The 22,168-nt window shown below is 70.2% G+C and carries 21 protein-coding genes and 2 pseudogenes; 14 read left to right on the plus strand and 9 right to left on the minus strand.

Annotation, left to right across the window (positions count from 1 at the left end; all coding sequences use genetic code 11):
* The first annotated feature begins 286 nt into the window (after positions 1-286).
* The 9 genes and pseudogenes from G3I56_RS24670 to G3I56_RS24710 form a co-directional block, all read left to right on the plus strand.
* Entirely contained in the window at positions 287-562 is a 276-nt protein-coding gene (locus G3I56_RS24670) for a type II toxin-antitoxin system Phd/YefM family antitoxin (protein WP_164412499.1), read from the plus strand.
* 920 nt (positions 563-1,482) lie between these two features.
* Positions 1,483-1,785 (plus strand): urease subunit gamma, encoded by a 303-nt coding sequence (locus tag G3I56_RS24675; RefSeq protein ID WP_055535472.1) that lies wholly within the window; start codon positions 1,483-1,485, stop codon positions 1,783-1,785.
* Positions 1,786-1,799: 14 nt separating this feature from the next.
* Positions 1,800-2,111 (plus strand): urease subunit beta, encoded by a 312-nt coding sequence (locus G3I56_RS24680; protein ID WP_164412501.1) that lies wholly within the window; start codon positions 1,800-1,802, stop codon positions 2,109-2,111.
* A complete protein-coding gene (locus G3I56_RS24685) occupies positions 2,104-3,825 on the plus strand; it encodes an urease subunit alpha (RefSeq protein WP_164412503.1) in 1,722 nt (573 codons plus the stop codon). Before G3I56_RS24680 ends, G3I56_RS24685 begins: the two co-directional genes overlap by 8 nt.
* A 27-nt stretch (positions 3,826-3,852) precedes the next feature.
* Positions 3,853-4,488, plus strand: a pseudogene (locus G3I56_RS24690) (urease accessory UreF family protein); the annotation flags it as partial.
* Positions 4,489-4,565: 77 nt separating this feature from the next.
* Entirely contained in the window at positions 4,566-5,246 is a 681-nt protein-coding gene (gene ureG / locus G3I56_RS24695) for an urease accessory protein UreG (RefSeq protein WP_164412505.1), read from the plus strand.
* On the plus strand, positions 5,243-6,001 hold the full coding sequence (locus G3I56_RS24700) for an urease accessory protein UreD (RefSeq protein WP_164412650.1): 759 nt from the start codon (positions 5,243-5,245) through the stop codon (positions 5,999-6,001). The genes ureG and G3I56_RS24700 overlap by 4 nt, the downstream gene beginning before the upstream one ends.
* 234 nt (positions 6,002-6,235) lie before the next feature.
* Positions 6,236-7,957 (plus strand): recombinase family protein, encoded by a 1,722-nt coding sequence (locus G3I56_RS24705; RefSeq protein ID WP_164412507.1) that lies wholly within the window; start codon positions 6,236-6,238, stop codon positions 7,955-7,957.
* A pseudogene (locus tag G3I56_RS24710) lies at positions 7,854-8,159 on the plus strand (alpha/beta hydrolase); the annotation flags it as partial. The gene G3I56_RS24705 and the pseudogene G3I56_RS24710, both read left to right, overlap by 104 nt.
* 109 nt (positions 8,160-8,268) lie before the next feature.
* Here the strand turns inward: G3I56_RS24710 and G3I56_RS24715 are convergent.
* Positions 8,269-9,282, minus strand: a complete 1,014-nt coding sequence (locus tag G3I56_RS24715; protein ID WP_164412652.1) for an NAD(P)-dependent oxidoreductase — start codon at positions 9,280-9,282, stop codon at positions 8,269-8,271.
* A 98-nt stretch (positions 9,283-9,380) separates the two neighbouring features.
* Positions 9,381-10,130 carry a lysophospholipid acyltransferase family protein gene (locus G3I56_RS24720; RefSeq protein ID WP_164412510.1) on the minus strand — a complete coding sequence of 250 codons (750 nt, stop codon included), beginning with the start codon at positions 10,128-10,130 and terminating at the stop codon, positions 9,381-9,383.
* Positions 10,131-10,229: 99 nt separating this feature from the next.
* Between G3I56_RS24720 and G3I56_RS24725 the strand changes: the two genes are divergently transcribed.
* The gene (locus G3I56_RS24725; RefSeq protein WP_164412512.1) at positions 10,230-10,394 is read left to right on the plus strand and encodes a hypothetical protein; all 165 of its coding nucleotides are present in this window, start codon (positions 10,230-10,232) and stop codon (positions 10,392-10,394) included.
* 170 nt (positions 10,395-10,564) lie between these two features.
* On the opposite strand, the gene rocD is transcribed toward G3I56_RS24725, so the two are convergent.
* The 3 genes from rocD to G3I56_RS24740 form a co-directional block, all read right to left on the minus strand.
* On the minus strand, positions 10,565-11,809 hold the full coding sequence (rocD, locus tag G3I56_RS24730; protein ID WP_164412514.1) for an ornithine--oxo-acid transaminase: 1,245 nt from the start codon (positions 11,807-11,809) through the stop codon (positions 10,565-10,567).
* Positions 11,806-12,618 (minus strand): dimethylargininase, encoded by an 813-nt coding sequence (gene ddaH, locus G3I56_RS24735; RefSeq protein ID WP_164412516.1) that lies wholly within the window; start codon positions 12,616-12,618, stop codon positions 11,806-11,808. Before ddaH ends, rocD begins: the two co-directional genes overlap by 4 nt.
* 124 nt (positions 12,619-12,742) lie before the next feature.
* Positions 12,743-13,258 (minus strand): Lrp/AsnC family transcriptional regulator, encoded by a 516-nt coding sequence (locus G3I56_RS24740; protein ID WP_164412517.1) that lies wholly within the window; start codon positions 13,256-13,258, stop codon positions 12,743-12,745.
* 100 nt (positions 13,259-13,358) lie between these two features.
* Between G3I56_RS24740 and G3I56_RS24745 the strand changes: the two genes are divergently transcribed.
* The 4 genes from G3I56_RS24745 to G3I56_RS24760 are packed head-to-tail and all read left to right on the plus strand — an operon-like array spanning position 13,359 to position 17,503.
* Positions 13,359-14,126: a LytTR family transcriptional regulator DNA-binding domain-containing protein gene (locus tag G3I56_RS24745; RefSeq protein WP_164412519.1), complete on the plus strand. Its 768-nt coding sequence runs from the start codon at positions 13,359-13,361 to the stop codon at positions 14,124-14,126.
* 17 nt (positions 14,127-14,143) lie between these two features.
* Entirely contained in the window at positions 14,144-14,509 is a 366-nt protein-coding gene (locus G3I56_RS24750) for a DUF2244 domain-containing protein (RefSeq protein ID WP_164412521.1), read from the plus strand.
* A gap of 19 nt (positions 14,510-14,528) precedes the next feature.
* Complete coding sequence (locus G3I56_RS24755) at positions 14,529-16,292, plus strand: cation acetate symporter (RefSeq protein WP_164412523.1); 1,764 nt, start codon at positions 14,529-14,531, stop codon at positions 16,290-16,292.
* On the plus strand, positions 16,289-17,503 hold the full coding sequence (locus tag G3I56_RS24760) for a histidine kinase (protein WP_164412525.1): 1,215 nt from the start codon (positions 16,289-16,291) through the stop codon (positions 17,501-17,503). Before G3I56_RS24755 ends, G3I56_RS24760 begins: the two co-directional genes overlap by 4 nt.
* 58 nt (positions 17,504-17,561) lie before the next feature.
* On the opposite strand, the gene G3I56_RS43285 is transcribed toward G3I56_RS24760, so the two are convergent.
* The 4 genes from G3I56_RS43285 to G3I56_RS24775 all read right to left on the minus strand — a co-directional run bounded on the left by G3I56_RS43285 (position 17,562) and on the right by G3I56_RS24775 (position 22,133).
* A complete protein-coding gene (locus G3I56_RS43285) occupies positions 17,562-17,732 on the minus strand; it encodes a hypothetical protein (protein ID WP_203690578.1) in 171 nt (56 codons plus the stop codon).
* A gap of 13 nt (positions 17,733-17,745) precedes the next feature.
* A complete protein-coding gene (locus G3I56_RS24765; RefSeq protein ID WP_164412526.1) occupies positions 17,746-19,599 on the minus strand; it encodes a serine/threonine-protein kinase in 1,854 nt (617 codons plus the stop codon).
* A 78-nt stretch (positions 19,600-19,677) separates the two neighbouring features.
* Complete coding sequence (locus G3I56_RS24770) at positions 19,678-20,979, minus strand: PASTA domain-containing protein (protein WP_343240044.1); 1,302 nt, start codon at positions 20,977-20,979, stop codon at positions 19,678-19,680.
* A 203-nt stretch (positions 20,980-21,182) separates the two neighbouring features.
* Positions 21,183-22,133, minus strand: a complete 951-nt coding sequence (locus tag G3I56_RS24775; RefSeq protein ID WP_164412529.1) for a cytochrome c oxidase assembly protein — start codon at positions 22,131-22,133, stop codon at positions 21,183-21,185.
* Between the last annotated feature and the right edge of the window lie 35 nt (positions 22,134-22,168).

Genomic DNA, 22,168 nt, shown 5'->3' on the forward strand with positions numbered 1-22,168 from the left:
GCGATCTCGTTTCCGTTCGGGAGGGTCACCGCAGACTCGGAGGCGGTCGCGGCCGTGTTCTCCGCCGCCTCCGTACTCTCGCCGGCCTGGGTCGGCTCACTGGTGGCAAGGACGGCCCCCGCCGCAGCCGAACCCGAGTACCCCCTCCTGGTTGCCGTGCTGGTTCCCGTACATATGTGTCATGCGCGCGCTCTACTTGATTCGTAGGGATGAGTCCCCTTCGGCGGTGCTGAACGAGATCGTCCGCTCTGCGGGGGTGTCTGAGGGCGGGTCTAAGCTGGAACACATGGCCTACGAGATTCCGGTGACGCAAGCCAGGGCTGAACTCGCCGACCTGATCAACAAGGTGGTGTACGGCGGTGAGCGCGTCGTCGTGACGCGGCACGGCAAGCCCCTCGTCGCCCTGGTCTCCGCGGCCGATCTGGAGCGCCTCGACGAGCTGGACGCGGCGGAGGAGCAGGTCGTCAGCGCGGTCTCCAGCGTCAGGGACGTCGCCGCCGTGCCCGTCGAACGGCAGAGGTTCGGTATCGCGGCGGAGCATCGCGGGCCCGGAGCCCGCTGAGCGGACGGGCAGGTTGGCGGGCGGTCCACAGGGGCGGTTTCCCGTTCGGCGGCGGCTGTGACCGCAGGCTCCAGCGGGACGGCTCGCCTCCGCGTCGCGTGGACTGACACCGGCATCGGGCCGCGGGGACGACACCGACGGTCCGGGGCGGGGCGCCGGATCCACAGGACCGCGCAGCCTGTTCGGTGATCGCCCGCTGGAGGGGCTGGGCGGCGACGGGGGTCGTCGCCGTTGCGTTGAGTGGCTTCGGGCCCTGGGCGGTGACGACGACGGCACCGTATACGGTCCTGTTCGCGATGGCGTCCCGGGCGGCGGCCTCGTCGGCGTAGCGGTGGATCTCGAACTGCCCTCGTGTGCTTTGGCTGCCGCTCGACCGACGGCAGGTCGCGGGGTGCGATGCGGGCGGCGGGCCGGATGACGGCCCGGATGACGGCCCAGACGGTCGGTGCCGCCATGACGACTGCGGAGGGGGACGGATCGCCGCCCGCCATTGGCATCGAGGTGCTGCAGGGGGATTCGGCGGCAGGCCCGAGGCCGTCGGCGAGCAGAACCTGCCCTCGCTGCGGGACGTGATCGAGGGCGAGGCGATGCTCAGGATGCCGGTATTGGGCCGAGACGGCGGTCGGCGGCAGGTTGTCGAAAGTGCTCGACGAGGACCACGCCGAGGTCAGCGAGCCTCGGGTGCGAGTGGCCGAACGCTGTCGTGAAGTCCGGATGGTGCGCGCCGAGCACGGGCGGCCCCGCTTTCGAGGAGCCGAACGGGTCGCGGACCGGGGGATCGCGGGTCGGTCGATCACAGGCCGGTTAACGTCCTTGAAACCCTGGCCAACTAGCGTGCCCATCTCGCCACCAGCGGTTTTGGTGGCATCGGGCCAACCGGACCCCGCACGGTCCGGAGCGAGGATGTGAGGTGGGAAGCCGTGCAACTGACCCCGCACGAGCAGGAGAGGCTGCTGATCCATGTGGCGGCGGACGTGGCCGAGAAGCGCCGGGCCCGTGGGCTCAGGCTGAACCATCCCGAGGCGGTCGCGCTGATCACCTCGCACATCCTCGAGGGCGCCCGTGACGGACGTACGGTCGCCGAGTTGATGTCCTCCGGACGGAAGCTGCTGACCAGGGAGGACGTCATGGAGGGCATCCCCGAGATGATCCATGACGTCCAGGTCGAGGCGACCTTCCCGGACGGCACCAAGCTCGTCACCGTCCACGACCCGATCGTCTGAGGGGAGGGGCTGCCGTGATTCCCGGAGAGATCCTGTTCGCCGACGGACCCGTTGTGTACAACGAGGGCCGCGAGGTCACGTCGATGACCGTGCTGAACGCCGCCGACCGGCCCGTCCAGGTCGGTTCCCACTACCACTTCGCCGAGGCCAACCCGGGCCTGGAGTTCGACCGCGCGGCAGCGCGCGGCAAGCGGCTCAACATCGCCGCCGGCACCGCCGTGCGCTTCGAACCCGGGATCCCTGTCGACGTAGAACTCGTTCCGCTCGCCGGCGCGCGCATCGTGCCCGGACTGCGCGGGGAGACCGGAGGTGCCCTCGATGCCTGAGATCTCGCGTGCCGCTTACGCCGACCTGTTCGGCCCCACCACCGGCGACCGGATCCGGCTCGCCGACACCGACCTGCTGATCGAGATCGAGGAGGACCGCAGCGGCGGTCCCGGACTCGCCGGTGACGAGGCGGTGTTCGGCGGCGGCAAGGTCATCCGCGAATCCATGGGCCAGGCCCGCGCTACGCGCGCAGACGGCACCCCGGACACGGTCATCACGGGCGCGGTGATCGTCGACCACTGGGGGATCATCAAGGCCGACATCGGCATTCGCGACGGCCGCATCACCGGCATCGGCAAGGCGGGCAACCCCGACACGATGGACGGGATCCACCCGGACCTGGTCATTGGTCCGGAGACCGAGATCATCGCGGGCAACGGCCGGATCGTGACGGCGGGCGCCATCGACGCGCACGTCCACCTGATCTGCCCGCAGATCGCCGACGAGGCGCTCGCGTCGGGCATCACGACCATCGTCGGTGGCGGTACGGGCCCGGCCGAGGGTTCGAAGGCGACGACGGTGACCCCAGGTCCCTGGCACCTCGCCCGGATGCTGGAGGCGATGGAGCAGTACCCGCTCAACTTCGGTCTGCTCGGCAAGGGCAACACCGTTTCGCACGACGCGATGCTCTCCCAGATCCGCGGCGGCGCCCTCGGCCTGAAGATCCACGAGGACTGGGGCTCGACCCCGGCGGCCATCGACGCGGCCCTGACCGTCGCCGACCGCACGGGCATCCAGGTCGCCATCCACACGGACACCCTCAACGAGGCCGGATTCGTCGCGGACACGCTCGCCGCGATCGCGGGCCGGGGTATCCACGCCTACCACACCGAGGGTGCGGGCGGCGGGCACGCGCCGGACATCATGTCCGTGGTCTCCGAGCCGCACGTCCTGCCGAGTTCGACCAACCCGACGCGGCCGTACACCGTCAACACGGCCGACGAACACCTCGACATGCTGATGGTCTGCCATCACCTGAACCCGTCGGTGCCGGAGGACCTGGCGTTCGCCGAGTCGCGCATCCGGCCGTCGACGATCGGGGCGGAGGACATCCTGCACGACCTGGGCGCGATCTCGATCATCTCGTCCGACGCACAGGCCATGGGACGGGTCGGCGAGGTCATCATGCGGACCTGGCAGACGGCCCATGTGATGAAACGGCGGCGGGGGGCTCTGCCGGGCGACGGCAGCGCCGACAACCATCGGGTCCGTCGATATGTCGCCAAGTACACGATCAACCCGGCCCTCGCGCAGGGCCTCGCGAGGGAGATCGGCTCCGTGGAGACGGGCAAGCTCGCCGACCTCGTTCTCTGGGAGCCCGCCTTCTTCGGCGTCAAGCCGCATCTCGTCATCAAGGGCGGGCAGATCGCGTACGCGCAGATGGGCGACGCGAACGCCTCGATCCCGACTCCGCAGCCGATCCTGCCCCGGCCGATGTTCGGGGCGATCGGGCGGGCCCCGGCGTCCAACTCGTTCAACTTTGTCGCCCAGTTGGCGATCGAGGACGGGCTGCCGGAGCGCCTTCAGCTCGGCAAGCGGTTCGTCGCGATCGAGTCGACCCGTGCGGTGACCAAGGCCGACATGCGGGAGAACGACGCGCGTCCGGACGTGAAGATCAACCCCGACAGCTTCGCCGTGCACATCGACGGGGAGCTGGTCGAGGCCACTCCGGCCGCCGAACTGCCCATGGCCCAGCGGTACTTCCTCTTCTGACGAGGAAGTTCTGATGAGGAGGTTGCGATGAGCAGGGCAGCGTTGCTCGTCCTGGCCGACGGTCGCTTCCCCGCCGGGGGGCACGCGCACTCCGGCGGGGCCGAGGCCGCCGTCAAGGCGGGGCGTATCTCCGGGGCCGCGAGCCTGGAGGAGTTCTGCCGGGGGCGGCTGCACACGACGGGGCTGGTGTCGGCCTCGCTGGCCGCAGCCGCGGCGCTGGGCGTCGATCCGGTGGCGCTCGACGGTGCGGCGGACGCGCGAACGCCTTCGCCTGCGTTGCGCGTTGCAGCGCGCAAGCTGGGGCGGCAACTGATGCGGGCGGCGCGGGCGACTTGGCCGTCGGCCGAACTCGACGCGCTGGCACGGGAGTTCCCCAAGGGGGCGCATCAGCCTGTGGTGCTGGGGCTCACGGCGCGGGCGGCGGGGCTGGGGCCGGAGGACGCGGCGTACTGCTCCGTGTACGAGAGTGTCAGCGGGCCCGCGACGGCGGTGGTGCGGTTGCTGAGCCTTGATCCCTTCGATGCGACCGGGGCGCTGGCCCGGTTGGCGCCGGAGCTGGATCGGGTCGCGGACCGGGCGCTGGAGGCGGCTCGTGAGGTGGGGGCCGGGGGCGGGGTCGACGCGTTGCCTGCGGCTTCCGCGCCGATGCTGGAGGTGGGGGCGGCGGGGGCGAAGAAAGCCCCGGACAGTCGAACCGGAACACACCACGACACACAGACCCAGAACAGGAGCCGTATCTCATGCACCTCGACCACTCCCACCCCCACGCCGGCGGAGCCGTGGGCGCGGACGCGCACCGTCCCGACGGCACCCGGCGTGCGCTTCGCATCGGTCTCGGCGGGCCCGTGGGGTCCGGTAAGACCGCCACCGTCGCCGCCCTCTGCCGCACCCTGCGCGAAGAGCTGTCCCTCGCGGTCGTCACGAACGACATCTACACCCGTGAGGACGCCGAGTTCCTGCTGCGCGAGGCCGTACTGCCCCCCGAACGCATCACCGCCGTCGAGACAGGCGCCTGCCCGCACACCGCGATCCGCGACGACATCTCCGCCAACCTCGAAGCCGTCGAGGATCTGGAGGACGAGGTCGGGCCGCTCGACATCGTGCTCGTCGAGTCCGGCGGCGACAACCTCACCGCCACCTTCTCCAAGGGCCTCGTCGACGCGCAGATCTTCGTCATCGACGTCGCGGGCGGCGACGACATCCCGCGCAAGGGCGGCCCCGGCGTCACCACCGCCGACCTGCTGGTCGTCAACAAGACCGACCTCGCGCCGTATGTCGGCTCCGACCTCGGCCGGATGGCCGCCGACGCGAAGACGGCGCGCGGAGAGATGCCCGTCGTCTTCCAGTCGCTGCGCAGCGAGGCGGGTGTCGCGGAGGTCGCCCTCTGGGTGCGGGCACAGCTCGCGGCGTGGACGGCATGACCACCGGCGTACGGGCCACCGCGCGGATCGTCGCCCGGGCGGACGGCCGGGGCGGTACCGCTCTGCCGGTGCTCGACGGTGACGGCCCGCTGGCACTTCGGCGCATCCGCGCGCACGGCGACGAGGCCCGAGTCATGCTGGTCGGCGCCATGAGCGGTCCCCTCGGCGGCGACCACTTCACCGTCGAGGCGGAGGTGGCGGAAGGCGCCCGACTGCATCTGGCGTCCGCCGCGGCCACCATCGCCCTGCCGGGCCAGGCGAAGGGCGAGGCCCGTTACGACGTACGGATCGGTGTCGCCGAAGGCGGCGAACTCCGCTGGCTGCCCGAGCAGTTGATCTGCGCGCAGGGCAGTGAGCTGTACGTTGCCACGCGCGTCGATCTCGCGCCGGGCGCCCGGCTCGTGTTCCGCGAGGAGCAGGTGCTCGGGCGCTTCGGCGAGGAACCCGGACGGCTCGGCAGCCGGCTCACGGTGCGGGTCGGCGGGCGCGTCGTCCTCGACCAGGAGCTGGCCTGCGGTCCCGGAGCTCCGGGCGGCTGGGACGGTCCCGCCGTGCTGGCGGGACATCGCGCCCTCGGCCAACTCGTCGTCGTACGCCCGGAGTTCGCTACCGCGCCGGTCGAGGCTCGGCTGCTCGCGGAGGGTGCCGCCCTCATGCCGCTCGCCGGGCCCGCCGCGCTGGTGACCGCGGTAGCGCCGGACGCACTGCTGCTGCGCCGGGTGCTGGACGAGGCATTGACGGACCTCGGGCTGTAGTCCGCTAAGCGAACGAATCTTTCCGTTGTGATGTCCGGCGACCCGTTCTAACCGACTCCTGGCGATCCTCTTCGCCGAGCACAGCACGAGGGCGAGGAGAAGTTGGCGGCCTGACGACCAGGCAAAACACCCCATAAGTGGGGCGGTTGGTCTCTAGACTTCGACTGAGCACAAAAGTGCCCTGACAGCGAGGCAACGCTGCCAGGGCTCGATCAGTCTGCGAGGAGACCAATCTTGACCACCACGGTACCGGTTTCTCTGAGGCCCCCGTCCGCACTCCACACTTTCGACTCGACAGCACGGGCCAAGCGCAAGGTCAAGCGTGTCGGCATCTACCTGCGCGTTTCGACCAAGCGCCAGGTCCTCGGCTACGGCCTGGACGTCCAACTTGCCAGCATCCAGGATTACCTCGACAAGAAGAAGATCCTCGACCCCGAGACGATCTGGGAAGTCGTGGACGTCTATGAGGAGGCAGGTGTGTCCGGGGCCAACCAGTCCCGCCCCGAGATCATGCGCCTCGAACGAGACGCCCGCGACAAGCGGATCGACGTCGTCGCCGTCCACAAGTTTGACCGCATCGGACGAACCGGCGGCGCATTCTGGTACTGGGTCTGGGCCCTCGAAGACGCCGGTGTCTCTATCGTCTCCGTCACCCAGGAGATCGACACCACCACCAACCGCGGCGTTGTCGCGCTCCAGCAACTCGCCTCCTTCTCGGAGATGGAGTGGCGCACCATCCTTGAGCGCACCCAGGGCGGCCTCAACATGAAGGCAGCTACTGGTGGATGGACCGGAGGCCCGCCGCCCTACGGCTACCGCATCGAAAACAAGGGCAGCCGAAACTCCAAGCTCGCCGTCGACCCCGACGAGGCCGCCGTCCTGGAACTGGCCGCCAAGCTCATCGTCGAGGCCGGTTACAACGCTGACCGCGCCGCCCACATCCTCAACCTCGTCGGTAAGTACACCCGCAACGGAGCCCCGTGGACCGGACACAACCTCCGCCACAAGTTCCAGAACAACGCCCTCGACGGCTTCGTAGTCTTCCGCAACACCGACGAGGTCATTAACAGGCGGCGCCGTCGTGCCACCAAGATGGGGGAGGATGGAAAACCCATGCACGGCCCCACTGTCATTATCGACACCCCCATGGCTCTGTCCATGGAGCGTCTCCATTCCGTCCGAGTGGCCCTGAAGCGCAACGGCTGGCGCCTGGAAGGTCCCTGCAAGCACCACCCGCTCAGCACCCGCATCATCGGCACATGCGGAAAGCACTACACCGGGGTCTGGGTGAAGGCGGAGCAGCGCCGCACCTACCGGTGCTCGGGTGGGGCTGGATGCGGAGACAGTGTCATCGACGCCGTGACCATGGAAAGGGCTGTTTGGGACAGTCTGGCCGAGTCCTTCGGGAGCAAGGAGAAGCTCCGGGACATGGACTTGGTAGACATCAAGGTTGTTCTTCAGGGGAAAGTTCCTCCGCCTCGGAGAGGCCCTGTATGTCCCGTCCAGGACTGGTTCGACAGCAGGGGAGTGCAGCCGAGAGAGCTGACCGAGGAACTTTGGGAGAAGGTGACTCAGAACCTGCCTCCGATCCGCGTCATCAAGACGACACTGGATCCCCGGATCGTCGTCGAGGCAGTGCTTCACAAGGTGCGAACCTCCTGCGGCTGGGACGGCCTTCCCGAGGGCTCGCCGAACCCGCACACGGTCCGTACGAGGGTCAGGGACTGGATGAAGTCCGGCGCCTGGGACCGGATGATGGCGCCCTTGTTGGAGCCCGCCATGCGGCCGGCCGGTGCATCGTTGCCACCGTTCGAGGTGACGGGGAGCATCGACCTCGGGCTCTACAAGTTCGATGGACCTGCCGTGCGCGACCTGGCCGGTCAAGCAGCAGACCCCGGTGAACGTGAAGTCGGGCAAGGGCCTGCCGCCGGTGCTGATCGTGCAGTCCGAGCGTGACGCGGCCACCCCGTACGACGGTGGCGTCGAACTGCACAAGCGGTTCAAGGGCTCCCGTCTGATCACCGAGAAGGACGCGGGCTCTCACGGCGTGACCGGGCTCGTCAACCCGTGCGTCAACGCCAGGGTCGACACCTACCTGCTCACCGGCAAGGTGGACGCGGCGGACGTGACCTGCGCTCCGCACGCCACGCCCGTACCCAAGCCGTACCCAAGCCGTAGCCGTAGCCGTAGCCGTAGCCGTAGCCGCAGTCGCAGTAGTACGTCGTAGTGCGAGGTGAGAGGCGGCCGGGGGTTCCCGGCCGCCCTTCTCATCGCTCCAGCCAGGCGTCCTCCGCCGCGTAGTCGAAGAGGTCGCCGTACGTGTCGTACATCTTCTGATACGCCTCCCGCCAGTCCCGCCCGGCCAGCCGGGCCTCGATCCAGGCGACGGTCTCCGGCAGGCTCTCCGCGTACGTGACGACGGGCCGGTAGCCCAACTCCCGTTCGGCGGCGGACATGTCGCTCACCACGGGCACCGGGACCGACCACGGGGTGTCACCCACGGTGGGTGCCGGCGGCGGACCCTCCACCAGAACGTTCTCCACCTCGACCCCCATCACGGCGTCGATCGCCCCGGCGATCTCCGCCACCGTCGGCACCTCGGAATCGACGGCGTTGAGGACCCGGGCCCCTGGACGCCCGGCGGCCAGCCGGATCAGCTCGGCGATGTTGTGGACGCTCGCCGGATGGAAACGGCTCCCGCCGCCGTATGCGAGGACCCGCCGGCGCCGCCCGTCGAGGTTGCGCTTGACGAAGTACAGCTCGCGCGGGGTACGGCAGTACGGCCCGTGGATCGCGCCCGCCCGCAGCAGCGTGGTCGGCAACTGGTCGCCGAGGGCGAGGAGTTCGCGTTCCAGCCCCGCCTTCCGGGTGCTGTACGAACTCTCGCCCGGCCGGACGGTGCGTTGGTCCTCGCGGATCGGGACCGGGTACTCGGGGAAGCCGTCCGGCTCCGCCTGCGTGTCGAAGTTCCGGCCCTTGTCGTCCTCGTACACGGACACACTGGAGATCACCACCGCCGACCCGACGCGCCCGGCGAGACCGGCCAACTGCCGTGCGTGCTCGGGCCCGTAGGCCACCATGTCCACCAGGACGTCACAGCCGTCGCCCACGGCAGCCGCGAGCGCCGTGTCGTCCGCCCGGTCGGCGGCCGTGACCCGCACCTCGTCCGGCCAGCCGTCGTCCCGACCGCCGCCCCGCGAGACGGCGGTCACCTCCCACCCGTCGCGTGCGAGCGCGCCCACGGCCACCCGCCCGATCTGTCCGGTCGCCCCGATCACCACAGCTCGTCTCATGAAGCGACCGTATCCGCCGCCGCAGACAGAACCAGTGAGGATTAGCTACGAGCAGATCGGCCCACGCCGGCCGCGCGGGCGCACGGTCAACTGAGCGGCATACGCGGGAACTTGCGCTCCCGCTGCTCCTTCTCCGCCTTCTTCTCGGCGGCCTTCCGAGCGGCCTCCTCCTTCTTGGCGACCGCCGCGTACTGGTCGACGTACTCCTGCCCGGAGAGGTTGAGGATGGCGTACATGATCTCGTCGGTGATGGCTCGCAGCACCGCCTTCTCGTCCTCCATCCCCTGATAGCGGGAGAAGTCGAGGGGCTTGCCGAAGCGGATCCCCACGGGATGGATGTTCGGGATGACCTTGCCCGGCGGCTGCGCCTCGAAGGTGCCGATCATCGCGCAGGGAATGACGGGCACCTGGGCCCTGAGCGCCATCACGGCGACCCCGACCTTGCCCTTGTACAGCCGCCCGTCGTGCGACCGGGTGCCCTCCGGGTAGATACCGAGCAGCTCGTCCTTGCTCAGCACCCCGAGCCCCTCACGGATCGCGGCCTGCCCCGCCTCCTTGCCGGACCGGTCCACCGGAATCTGCCCGGCGCTGCGGAAGAAATACGCGGTCAGCCGCCCCTTGACCCCGGGGCCCGTGAAATACTCGGCCTTCGCGAGGAAGGTGATGCGCCGTTTGAGGATCGCGGGCATCAGGAAGTGGTCCGAGAAGGACAGATGATTGCCGGCGACGATGGCGGCGCCCGACGTCGGTACGTGTTCGAGACCTTCGATCCGAGGCCGGAAGACCAGTCTCAGCAGCGGCCCGAGCAGCACGTATTTGAGTACGTAGTAGAACAAGGGCGTCGCTCCTCACGTGGGAGGTCAGTCTATGTGCCGGGGCGGCCCCTTGTAACGGGGGTGACCAGCGTCAGGTGCCCCGGAGCGGCAGGCCGACCTGTGCGAGACCTGGCCCTGCACGACTGGCTGCTCACCACCGTCGCCCTCGTCGTCGAGCGGGCCTGTGCCGACGGCGACACCGTCGGCCTGCGAGCCCTGCGCCAGGTGGTCGACCACCTGGTCCATCTGTGGATGCCGGCGCGGGCGTCGCCCCGGGCCTCCTGAAGGTGAGGGAGCACCCGGAGGAACGTCCGGGACTCACCCGGCACCGGAACGCGTGCGTGCACCGTCTGCGCGATCACATGGCGCTGCGCGCGCTGGAGTCGATGACGGCACGGCGGGAGGACAGCCGACCCGGGTGAGGGGTGGCCGGAGCCACGCCGTGCCGTCCGGCGTCAGGCTCCCTGCGTCAGCACCTTCTCCAACGTGCCCAGGGCCGTTGCCAGTTCCTCCCCGGTGATCGTCAGCGGCGGCGCCAGCCGGATCGTCGAGCCGTGCGTGTCCTTGACGAGGATCCCCTCCCGCATCAGCCGCTCACTGATCTCCCGTCCGGTCCCGATGGCCGGGTCGACGTCGACCCCCGCCCACAGGCCTCGCGACCGGAATCCGAGGACGCCCTTGCCGACCAGCCCGGTCAGACCGTCGCGCAGGACGACGCCCAACTCGTCGGCCCTGCGCTGGAATTCGCCGGTCTGCAGCAGCTCGACCACTGCCTGGCCGACCGCCGCCGCCAGGGGGTTGCCGCCGAATGTCGAGCCGTGTTCGCCCGGCCGCAGCACTCCGAGCACGTCCCGGCGTGCGACCACCGCCGACACCGGCACGATGCCGCCGCCCAGGGCCTTGCCGAGCAGCAGCATGTCCGGGACGACGTTCTCGTGGTCGACGGCCAGTGTGCGGCCGGTGCGGCCCAGGCCCGACTGGATCTCGTCAGCGACGAACAGGCACCCCTCGCGGCGCGTCAGTTCGCGTACGCCGGTCAGATAGCCGTCGTCGGGGATGAGGACGCCCGCCTCGCCCTGGATGGGCTCCAGGAGAACCGCGGCGGTCGTCTCGTCGATCGCCTCCTCCAGGGCCGCCAGATCGTTGTAGGGCACGATCCGGAAGCCCGGCGTGAACGGGCCGAAGCCCGCCCTGGCCGTCTCGTCGGTCGAGAAGCTGACGATCGTCGTCGTACGGCCGTGGAAGTTGTCCGCCGCCACCACGATCGTCGCCCGGTCGGCGGGGACGCCCTTCACGTCGTACGCCCATTTGCGGGCCACCTTGATGGCGCTCTCGACCGCCTCCGCGCCGGTGTTCATCGGCAGGACCATGTCCAGGCCCGTCAACTCGGCCAGGGAGGTGGCGAACTGGGCGAGACGGTCGTTGTGGAAGGCGCGGGAGGTGAGGGTGAGACGGTCCAGCTGGCGGTGGGCCGCCTCGATCAGCGCCGGGTGGCGGTGCCCGAAGTTGAGGGCCGAGTAGCCGGCCAGCATGTCCAGGTAGCGGCGGCCCTCGACATCCTCGACCCAGGCGCCCTCCGCGCGCGCCACGACCACGGGCAGCGGGTGGTAGTTGTGCGCGAGGACCGGTTCCTCGGCGCGGATCAGCTCCGCGGAGGTGTGCGTGCCGGTGCCCGAGCCTGTGCTCGTGAGTGCGGTCATGAGCGGATCTCCTGAGTGCAGCACTTGATGCCGCCGCCGGCCTTGCGGAACTCCGACAGGTCGACGGGGACGGGAAGGTAGCCGTGGCGCGTGAGTTCGGCGGCCAGGGCCGTGGCGCCCGGGTCGATGAAGACGCGGTGGCCGTCGGAGACCGAGTTCAGACCGAACGTCATCGCGTCCTCGCGGGACGCGACGACCGCGTCCGGGTACAGCCGCGCCAGCGCCTCACGGCTTCCCGGCGAGAACGCGCCCGGGTAATACGCGATATTGCTCTCGTCGAGGACGAACAGCGCCGTGTCCAGGTGGTAGAAGTACGGGTCCGTCAGCTTGAGGCCGATCACCGGGACACCGAAGTACTCCTGCACCTCGTGATGGGCCTCACGGGTCGTACGGAAGCCCGTGCCCGCCAGGATCCAGCGGCCGGCCGGGACCAGGTCGCCCTCGCCCTCGCACACCGACTCGGGGCGGTACACGTCGAAGCCCGCCGCCTTGAACCACGTCTCGTACGCGGTCGACTCGGGGCGTCGCTCGGGGGCGTGGAAGGAGGAGCCGAAGACGCGGCCGTCGACGACGACCGCGGAGTTCGCGGCGAACACCATGTCGGGCAGGCCGGCGACCGGCTCCACGGTGTCCACGGTGTGGCCATGGGCGCGGTAGGCACTGATCAGTGAGCGCCACTGCTCCTGAGCCAGATCCACGTCCACCCTGGTGTCGGGGTTCATCCAGGGGTTGATCGCGTACTGCACGGCGAAATGTCTGGGTTCACAGACGAGAAAGCGCCGGGAGCGCGGCACACGGCTTTCGGGCACAGAGGGGTTCCTCCGCTTCCTGCAATGTTCCAGTGGGATGTACACCACGGTAGGAACTGAGCCCTACGCTCGACAAGCGACAACGATTGCGTGTCCGCGCAGGAATCCTGCGTCTTTGGCCACCTCAGCGCAGGTCTGATGCGTCGTCCGAAGTGGTGTTCGGGGCGGGGTGGGTTGCGCCCGCCTCCGGGCTGTCCGGGAGGAGGTGGGACAGCACCATGTAGCTGATCGTCTTCCGGATGAACGGCTCCCTGCGGATGCGTTCCAGCACGTTCTCGAAGTGCCCCACATCCGTCGCCCGCACATGCAGCAGCGCGTCCGCGCCACCCGTCACCGTCATCGCCGCCGTGATCTCCGGATGGTTGCGCACGACCTCCGCCAGCCGCCGAGGAGGCGCCGCGCCCTCGCAGTACACCTCGACGTACGCCTCCGTGCTCCAGCCCAGCGCCGACGGCTCCACCGTCGCCGTGAACCCGGTGATCACGCCCGTCTCGCGCAGCCTGTCCACCCGCCGCTTCACCGCGGTGGCCGACAACCCGACCGCCGCGCCGATCTCGGCGAAGCTCGTACGGGCGTTCGCCATCAGAGTGGCGATGATCTTCCGGTCCAGCTCGTCGAAAGGCGCCGGCCTGCTGTTCATCCGGGCACTGTATCCAGCGACCGGCGGGCACCGCGCGCGTTGGCAGCTTGCACGTCCGGCGCATGGGCACACGTACGAATCCCACCTACACTCCACCTTCATGCTGCGCGCCCTCGCCGTCGACGACGAACGCCCCTCTCTGGAGGAGTTGCTGTATCTGCTGCACGCGGATCCACGGATCGGCAGCGCCGAGGGAGCCGGTGACGCGACGGAGGCGCTGCGCCGCATCAACCGGGCCCTGGAGTCGGGGCCCGGCGGCCCCGAGGCCATCGACGTCGTGTTCCTCGACATCCACATGCCCGGCCTCGACGGCCTCGACCTGGCCCGGCTCCTCACCGGGTTCGCCAAGCCGCCGCTCGTCGTGTTCGTCACCGCCCACGAGGACTTCGCCGTCCAGGCCTTCGACCTCAAGGCCGTCGACTACGTACTCAAACCCGTACGCAAGGAACGCCTGGCCGAGGCCATCCGCCGGGCCGCCGAACTGCGCACCGGCGCCCCGCCCGTCCCCGCACTCATACCCGTGCACGAACCCGACCCCGACCACATCCCCGTCGAACTCGGCGGCGTGACCCGTTTCGTCGCCGTCGACGACATCACCCACGTCGAGGCCCAGGGCGACTACGCCCGACTGCACACCGACCGGGGCAGCCACCTCGTACGCATCCCGCTCTCCACCCTGGAGGAGCGCTGGCGCGCCCGCGGATTCGTCCGCATACACCGCCGCCATCTCGTCGCCCTGCGCCACATCGGCGAACTCCGCCTGGACGCGGGCACCGTGAGCGTCCTGGTCGGAGCCGAGGAACTCCAGGTCAGCCGACGGCACGCCCGCGAGCTCCGGGACCTGCTGATGCGCCGGCCCGCGAGCTGACGGGCGGAGCCCCACCCATGCCCCAGGATCCCTCCGAACGCCGGGTCGTCGTCACCGGGCCGCCCCGCCGGGTCCGCCGCACCTCCGGCTACTACCGGCCGCGCACCGAGATCGACGAACAGACCACCCTCGGCCACACCTACGTCCGCTCCCTGATGCGCTCCCAACTCCGCGCCGCCCTCGCCGTGTTCGCGGTCCTCACGCTGCTCATCGCCCCGCTGCCGCTGCTGTTCGCGGCGATGCCCGACGCCCACAGGCTGGAGTGGCTGATCCTCGGCTTCGGCCTCTACGCCCCGCTGGTGCTGCTCGCCCGCTGGTACGTGCGGCGCGCCGAACGCAACGAGCGGGACTTCGTCCGGCTGGTCGAGGACCAGGACCGCTGATGAACAGGAACCGGTCCCGGTGAACGAGAACTACGCCGTCCCCGCCGTCGCGCTCGTCGTCGTGGCGACGGTCTTCGTCGGCGCGTTCGGCCTGCGCATCTCCCGCACCACCTCCGACTTCTACGTCGCCTCCCGCACTGTCGGCCCCCGCCTCAACGCCGCCGCGATCAGCGGCGAGTACCTCTCCGCCGCCTCCTTCCTCGGCATCGCGGGGCTCGTCCTCGTCCAGGGACCCGACATGCTCTGGTACCCCGTCGGCTACACCGCCGGATACCTCCTGCTGCTCCTCTTCGTCGCCGCCCCGCTGCGCCGCTCCGGCGCCTACACGCTCCCCGACTTCGCCGAGGCCCGCCTCGCCTCCCAGGCCGTACGACGGCTCGCCGGCGCTTTCGTCGTGGGCGTCGGGTGGCTCTACCTGCTGCCCCAACTCCAGGGCGCCGGGCTGACGTTGGCGGTGCTGACCGACGCGCCCGACTGGGCCGGCGGGGTCATCGTCGCCGTCGTCGTGGTCGCCACCGTCGCCGCCGGCGGCATGCGCAGCATCACCTTCGTCCAGGCCTTCCAGTACTGGCTGAAGCTCACCGCCCTGCTCGTCCCCGCCCTCTTCCTCGTCCTCGCCTGGCAGGGCGACGGCGCCCCGCGCCGGCCCTTCGATGAACCCGCCACCTTCCGCGAACAGCGCGTCGTCCGCGTCGAGGACGACCTCGACCTGAAGCTGAAGGCCCCGCTCACCGTCACCGTGACCGGCACGTTCGACGGCCGCCCCCACCAGGACCAGGTGGTCCAACTCCCCGCTGGCACCCACCACATCGACCGCGGCGCCAGCCTCACCTTCGCCAAGGGCGCCGCCGTCCCCCAGGCCGAGCGGGGCACCAACGGCGGCATGTCGACCTCCCTCGCCGAGGGCCGCGAGGAGCGCCCGCTGTACGCCACGTACGGCCTGATCCTCGCCACCTTCCTCGGCACCATGGGCCTGCCGCACGTCGTGGTCCGCTTCTACACCAGCCCGCACGGCGTCGCTGCCCGCCGCACCACCGTCGCCGTCCTCGGCCTCATCGGCGCCTTCTACCTCCTCCCGCCCGTCTACGGGGCCCTGGGCCGCCTCTACGCCCCCGAACTGGCCCTCACCTCCGACGCCGACGCCGCCGTCCTCCTGCTGCCCGACCGCGTGATCGGCGGCCTCGGCGGCGACCTCCTGGGCGCACTGGTGGCCGGCGGCGCCTTCGCCGCGTTCCTGTCCACCGCGTCGGGGCTCACCATGGCCGTCGCCGGCGTCCTCACCCAGGACGTCCTGCCCTCGCGCGGCGTACGGCACTTCCGGCTCGGTACGGTCATCGCCATGGCTGTACCGCTCGCCGCCAGCGCCATCGTGGGCGGACTCCCCGTCGCCGACGCCGTCGGTCTCGCCTTCGCCGTGTCCGCGTCGTCCTTCTGCCCGCTGCTCGTCCTCGGCATCTGGTGGCGCCGACTGACCCCGCCGGGCGCCGCCGCCGGGATGCTGGTCGGCGGGGGCTCCGCACTCGTCGCCGTGGCCGCGACCATGGCGGGCTTCCCGGGCACGGGCGCCCTGCACGCCCTGCTGGCCTGGCCCGCCCTCTGGTCGGTGCCCCTGGGCTTCCTCACCATGGTCCTGGTGTCCCTGGCCACCCCGGGCCGCGTCCCGGCCGGCACGGCGGCCATCCTGGCCCGCTTCCACCTGCCGGAGGAGCTGTCCGGGGCGCACGGCGGCCACGGCGGTCACGGTCTCGCGGGAGGCACACGTACGGAGGTGACCCGGACATGAGCGGATTCCTCGCCGGGCTCTGCGTGGCCATCCTCCCGCTGCTGGCCGCCGGTTTCTGGCTCGGCCGGCGCACCGCACGCCCCGAACGCCTCGGCGGCCTCGGCACCCCCGTCGAGCACGCCACCTTCGAGACCCTGCACACCGCCTCCCTCGCCGCGCCCCCGCTGCGCGCCGGCCTCACCGAGGAGACCGCCGGCCGCTCGGCCCGCCGACTGCGCACCCTGCTCGGCACGGACGCCCTGTGCCTCACCGACCAGAAGTCGGTCCTCGTCTGGGACGGCGTGGGCGAACACCATCGCGCCGAGATCATGGAACGCCTCGCCGGACCCCTGGAAACCGGCCGCGGCGAAGCCTTCCGCCTCACCTGCGACGCCCCGGACTGCCCCCTGCGCTGGGCCGTCGTGGCCCCGCTCACCGTCGACGACCGCGTCCACGGCGCCCTGGTCGCCTGCGCGCCCCGCGAATCCGCCGTCCTCGTCCGCGCCGCCGGAGAGGTCGCGAGGTGGGTCTCGGTCCAACTGGAGTTGGCGGATCTCGACCGGTCCCGCACCCGTCTGATCGAGGCCGAGATCAAGGTACTTCGCGCCCAGATATCGCCACACTTCATCTTCAACTCGCTCGCGGTGATCGCGTCGTTCGTGCGCACCGACCCCGAGCGGGCCCGCGAACTGCTCCTGGAATTCGCCGACTTCACCCGCTACTCGTTCCGCAGGCACGGCGACTTCACCACCCTCGCCGACGAACTCCACGCCATCGACCACTACTTGGCCCTGGTCCGGGCCCGCTTCGGCGACCGGCTCTCCGTCACCCTCCAGATCGCCCCAGAGGTGCTCCCGGTCGCTCTGCCCTTCCTCTGCCTCCAGCCCCTCGTGGAGAACGCCGTCAAACACGGCCTGGAGGGCAGGGCCGCGTTCGCGGGCAAGAGCCACATCAGCATCACCGCGCAGGACACGGGTGCCGAGGCTCTTGTCGTCATCGAGGACGACGGCGCCGGAATGGACCCGGTGCTGCTCCGCCGTATCCTCGCGGGCGAGGTCAGCCCGTCGGGCGGCATCGGCCTCTCGAACGTGGACGACCGGCTCCGCCAGGTCTACGGCGACGACCACGGCCTCGTCATCGAGACCGCGCTCGGCGCCGGCATGAAGATCACCGCCCGGCTGCCGAAGTACCAGCCGGGCGTCCACTCGGCGAGCCGGCTCTTCGAGAACTGACCACCTGGCCCGCGATCACCCGCCATTGCCGTCATTGGTCCATTCGGGTGAACGGAGGTCAGGTGGGCCGGCTGACCACCATCCCCAGGGTGATCAGGCCCAGCACCACCCAGCCGAACCACAGCCAGCCGTTGCTGCCGAGCGCCACCGTGTAGGCCGTCACCAGGACGAGCCCGCCAACGGTGAGCGCCCCCATGGTCTTCGTGGAACTGTTCGTGGAACCGGGCATCGCAACACCCTCCTCATGGCTCTTCTCCCTCCATGGTGCCCCCGTTCTGCTTCCGAACGGTGCACACGACGAAATGCGTTGCGGAGTCCCACGCTCCGCGACTCGTCCAGGACCCGGCCTCGTAGACCGACGGATCGAAGCCGTAGTCGGTCGGCGGCACGTCCTTCGCGCAGGCCGCGTCCGACATGTCCCGCGCCTTCTCGAAGGGGACACCGGCGTCCAGGCGTGTGAACCCGAGGACCTGCTCGTCGTGCGGCTCGGTACAGGCGATCAGCTGGGTGTCCCGCCTGGAAGGTACCCGGAGACAGTCCCGCTTCTGCATCGTGGCCGTGTCCCGGAACGCCTGCCCGGCCGCGCGGTACGGCCCGAGCGGCCCGTACACCGGCCCGTTCGCACCGAGCAACAGACAGGCCGTACGGCCCTCGGCGGTATCGAACCCGCCCTCGGCCGGTACGACGGCGTACCCGCCCACGTCCGCCAGCTTCTCCCGCAGATCCCGGGTCCGCTCCTCGCACCGGGCGGGCCCCTGCGCCCGCGCCTCGGCGGCGGACGCGGCGTCCACGACCGCCAGCACCTGCCCGTCCGGCGGCGCGTCCCGGCAGGTCGGGTCCACGGTCAGCCGTGGCGTCCCCTGGAAGCGTGTGCCGCCGGGCCAGTCGGCGATCACACAGTCACCCGCCGCCAGGGGCGCGGCGAGACCGACGGGGTCGCCGTACGGCTTGTGCACGGTTTGCCCGTCGCCGCCGCCCGCCGGGTCGCCGAGGGTGAACCAGAGGCCGACACCGGCCAGCGCGACCCCGAGCAGGGCTCCCAGGGCGGCCGGGAGCGCGCGGTGGCGCCGCAGAGACGGCGGTACGGGGACGGACGGGTACGCGGCCGGGTCTGTCGGCGCGTGCACGGCCGGTGGAGGCCCATGCTGGTGCCCGCTCAGCTGCTCCGGCGCACCCCAGGAAGGCATCGACCCCGGATCCGTCCGGGTGCGCTCGTATGTGTCGGCCTGAGATGCGACGATCCGGGCCAGGGCCGATTCCGCGTGGGCCGCCGTGATCCGCTGGACCGGGTCCTTGGCGAGCATCGCCTCCAGCACCGGCCCCAGCGCGCCCGCCCGCTCCTGCTTCCTGGGCTCCTCCATGACCACCGCGGTGATCTCCGCGAGGTGTGTGTCCCGCTCGAACGGCCCGGCACCCTCGACGGCGTAGTACAGCGTGCAGCCCAGCGAGAACAGGTCGGCGGCTGCGGTCGGCGGCCCGCCGGTGGCACGCTCGGGCGCCATGTAGCCGGCCGTGCCGACCAGGACGGACGTCATCGTGTACCGCGGCTCGCCCGCGTCGGGCTGCACCGAGATGCCGTAGTCGGTGAGCAGGATCCGGGCGTACGGCGTCCCGGTGCGGTCCGGCGCCAGCAGGATGTTCGCCGGCTTCACGTCCCGGTGCATGATGCCCTGTTCGTGACCGGCGGTCAGCGCGTCCAGGACGGCGAGGCCGATGCGGGCGCACTCGGTGGGTGCCAGGGGGCCACGCATTCCGATCAGGTCGCGCAGGTCGAGGGCGCCCGCCACGTACTCCATGACGATCCATGGCAAACCCTCGTGCTCCAGTACGTCGTGCACGGTGACCACGTTCGGGTTGCCGCGCAGCACGGCCGCGTGCCGGGCCTCGGCGCGGGCCCGGGCGACCCGGGCGTTGCGCTCCGCGGAGGCCTCGGCCGGATCGCGGAACAGGATCTCCTTGAGGGCGACCTCGCAGGCGAGTCTCTGGTCGTGTGCGAGCCAGACGTGGCCCATGCCGCCGCTGCCGAGTCGGTTGAGCAGGAGGTATCGGCCGGCAATGACCCGGCCTACTCCCGATGTGGGTGATCCTGGTGGCATCCGGTGACTTCCGCTGTTGGGTGGTTCATTGACTGCGGGCCGGTGGGAGCTGGTCACTCCCCAACAGCCCCGCGCCCCTTAACGGCGCGATTGCGCACCCGTCGTTTCCGAGGCTGCCGAAGTCGTCGTGGTCGGCGGAGGCGGGCTGCTCGGCTCGGGGGGTGGGTCGGGGGGTGCCTCGGTCGTCTCCGGTGGTGCGCTGAGCCGGTCGCTCGGCGGAGGCGGCTCGGAGGACGGCGGCTCGCCCGTGGGCCCGGTGTCGGGGGTGCTGCTGCCGGGGCCGGACGGCGTGGGATCGGACGAGGACGGCTCGGACGCGGTGGGCGTGGGCTCGTCACCGGAGGGGGACGCCGACGACGAAGAGGGCGGGGGTGCCGAGGGCTGGGTCGAGGGGGACGACGGATCGGTCCCGCCGGGGTCCGGGGTGTCGGACCCCGGTCCCGACGGTGTCCCTGCCCCGGGCGCTGAACCCGTGCCCGCCCCCGACCCGGTGCCCGAGGCCGGGGGAGTGGTGCCGCCGCTTCCACCGCCGCTGCCGTCGTCGGGCGACCCGGACTCGATGCGCACGTTCAGCTTCACGTACGAGCCGAACGGGAGCGCCGTCCCGGGTCCCGGGTCCGACCCGGTGACGGTGGCGTCGGAGGGCGGCAGTCCGGCGCTGTCGTACGCCGTCGCCAGGCCCAGCTTCGTCAGCCGGCTGCTCGCGGCGCCGAAGGTGGTCCCGGCCAGGGGCGGTACCGGGTGCCGCTCGCGTGTGTCGAAGACCTGGTCGGCCTCGCCCTTGGTCCCGGTCCGGCGGTAGATGCCCCGCTCCGGTTCGTCCACGTCGACGAGCGCGAACCGGTCGACCTTGCTGGGCGCCGGACGTACGAGTACGACCTCGTCGGCGTCGTAGTCGCGCCACTTCTTGTTGCCGTCCTCGAACTGGACGGAAATACGGTCCGTGGCACCCTTGAACGGCTTCAGCGGATTTCCGCATGAACACTTCACGGCGGGAACTCCCGCCTCATCGACGAGGACCGAGATTCCCGCCTGGAGCAGCGCGTCGTAGGGGACCGCTTTCCCCTTCTTGTAGTCGTGGTTCTTCACGAGGGTGTCGTGGCGCAGGAGAACGGGCGTGAGCCGGTCGAGATAGGCGGGAATCCCGCTCGGCGGAATATCGACCACACGTGCCCATTCCTGGGTCTTCCTGTTGTTCCTGGGATCGGTGAGGAATTGTTCCAGCCGGTCGACGTCGCAGACCGTCGGCTTCCTCGTCCCTCCGTACAGCCCGGGCGTGCTGCCCTGCTGCAGGCTGCTGCCGTGCGCGGGCTGTGAACGGACCTGGGCGTCATGGCCCAGGCCGCTGCTCTCGTCGAAGAACGGCGCGAGAGAAGGCACCCCCGAAGCAACCGCCTTCACCACCGTGGGCGGCGCCGCTCTGTCGCAACTGCTGGCTAATAGAACGCACAACAGTGCGACGGAAAGGCGCCGCAGCCCAAGTTTCCTGAAAACGTGAAGTGTCATACCGCTCCCCCCGGCGGATACGTCACGTCCATGCTACTGAATGCGAAAGTGTTTTAGGCAGGATAATAAAAGTTGATTCAGTTCCCACGTGCGTTCAGTGAGGCCAAATAGGCGTTGTACGCCTCGAGTTCCTTGTCGCCGTCGCGATCGGCGGCCCGGTCCTGGCGCTTGGCCTGCCGCTGCTCGGAGCTGTGCCACTGGAAGAGCAGCGCCAGCAGCACCAGTACGGTCGGGATCTCGCTGAACGCCCAGGCGATCCCGCCGGCCGCGTTCTGGTCGGACAGCGCGTCGATGCCGAGCGAGGCGGGCGGGTTCTTGTACGAGTCGACCATCGGCTCAGACGCCATCATCAGCGCGATCCCGAAGAACGCGTGGAACGGCATGCCCGCGAACAACTCCAGCATCCGCATCAGATACCCGGGCCGGTTCGGGCCGGGGTCGACGCCCATGATCGGCCAGAAGAAGATCAGCCCGACGGCGAGAAAGTGACACATCATCGTGATGTGCCCGGCCTTCGAACTCATCAGGAAGTCGAAGAGCGGCGTGAAGTACAGGACGTACAGGCTGGCGATGAACAGCGGGATGGTGAACGCCGCGTGCGTGACGATCCGCATGTACCTGCTGTGCAGCAACGCCAGCAGCAGCTCGCGCGGCCCCTTCCGCCCCCGGGCGGCGGGCGGCAGCGCGCGCAGCGCCAGCGTGATCGGTGCGCCGAGCAGAATGAGGATCGGCGACACCATGCTGATCACCATGTGCTGCACCATGTGCACGCTGAACATGACCATGCCGTAGTCGTTGAGCCTGGTGCACATGACGAGCATGACGGTCAGCACACCGAGCACGAAGGAGACGGTCCGCCCGGCCGACCACTTGTCCCCACGCCGGGCCAGCCGCAGGACTCCCCACCCGTAGAGCCCGAGCCCCGTCAGACAGGCGACCAGGAAGAACGGGTCGGCGGACCACCCGAGCCCCCGCCCCAAGGTGAAGGGCAGAAGATCCATGGCCGTACCGTGCCCGCTGTGATCCATCCGCCGGCTCCAGGTTTCGTGCTGATTGCGTGCTG

It is taken from the genome of Streptomyces sp. SID12488, assembly GCF_010548275.1.
In the GTDB taxonomy this organism is placed as follows: domain Bacteria; phylum Actinomycetota; class Actinomycetes; order Streptomycetales; family Streptomycetaceae; genus Streptomyces.

Coding starts and splice junctions, on each gene's coding strand:
- G3I56_RS24670 (WP_164412499.1), top strand. CDS start 287: ATGGCCTACGAGATTCCGGTGACGCAAGCCAGGGCTGAACTCGCCGAC.
- G3I56_RS24685 (WP_164412503.1), top strand. CDS start 2,104: ATGCCTGAGATCTCGCGTGCCGCTTACGCCGACCTGTTCGGCCCCACC.
- ureG (WP_164412505.1), top strand. CDS start 4,566: ATGCACCTCGACCACTCCCACCCCCACGCCGGCGGAGCCGTGGGCGCG.
- G3I56_RS24700 (WP_164412650.1), top strand. CDS start 5,243: ATGACCACCGGCGTACGGGCCACCGCGCGGATCGTCGCCCGGGCGGAC.
- rocD (WP_164412514.1), bottom strand. CDS start 11,809: ATGACCGCACTCACGAGCACAGGCTCGGGCACCGGCACGCACACCTCC.
- G3I56_RS24740 (WP_164412517.1), bottom strand. CDS start 13,258: ATGAACAGCAGGCCGGCGCCTTTCGACGAGCTGGACCGGAAGATCATC.
- G3I56_RS24745 (WP_164412519.1), top strand. CDS start 13,359: ATGCTGCGCGCCCTCGCCGTCGACGACGAACGCCCCTCTCTGGAGGAG.
- G3I56_RS24750 (WP_164412521.1), top strand. CDS start 14,144: ATGCCCCAGGATCCCTCCGAACGCCGGGTCGTCGTCACCGGGCCGCCC.
- G3I56_RS24760 (WP_164412525.1), top strand. CDS start 16,289: ATGAGCGGATTCCTCGCCGGGCTCTGCGTGGCCATCCTCCCGCTGCTG.
- G3I56_RS43285 (WP_203690578.1), bottom strand. CDS start 17,732: ATGCCCGGTTCCACGAACAGTTCCACGAAGACCATGGGGGCGCTCACC.
- G3I56_RS24765 (WP_164412526.1), bottom strand. CDS start 19,599: ATGCCACCAGGATCACCCACATCGGGAGTAGGCCGGGTCATTGCCGGC.
- G3I56_RS24775 (WP_164412529.1), bottom strand. CDS start 22,133: ATGGATCACAGCGGGCACGGTACGGCCATGGATCTTCTGCCCTTCACC.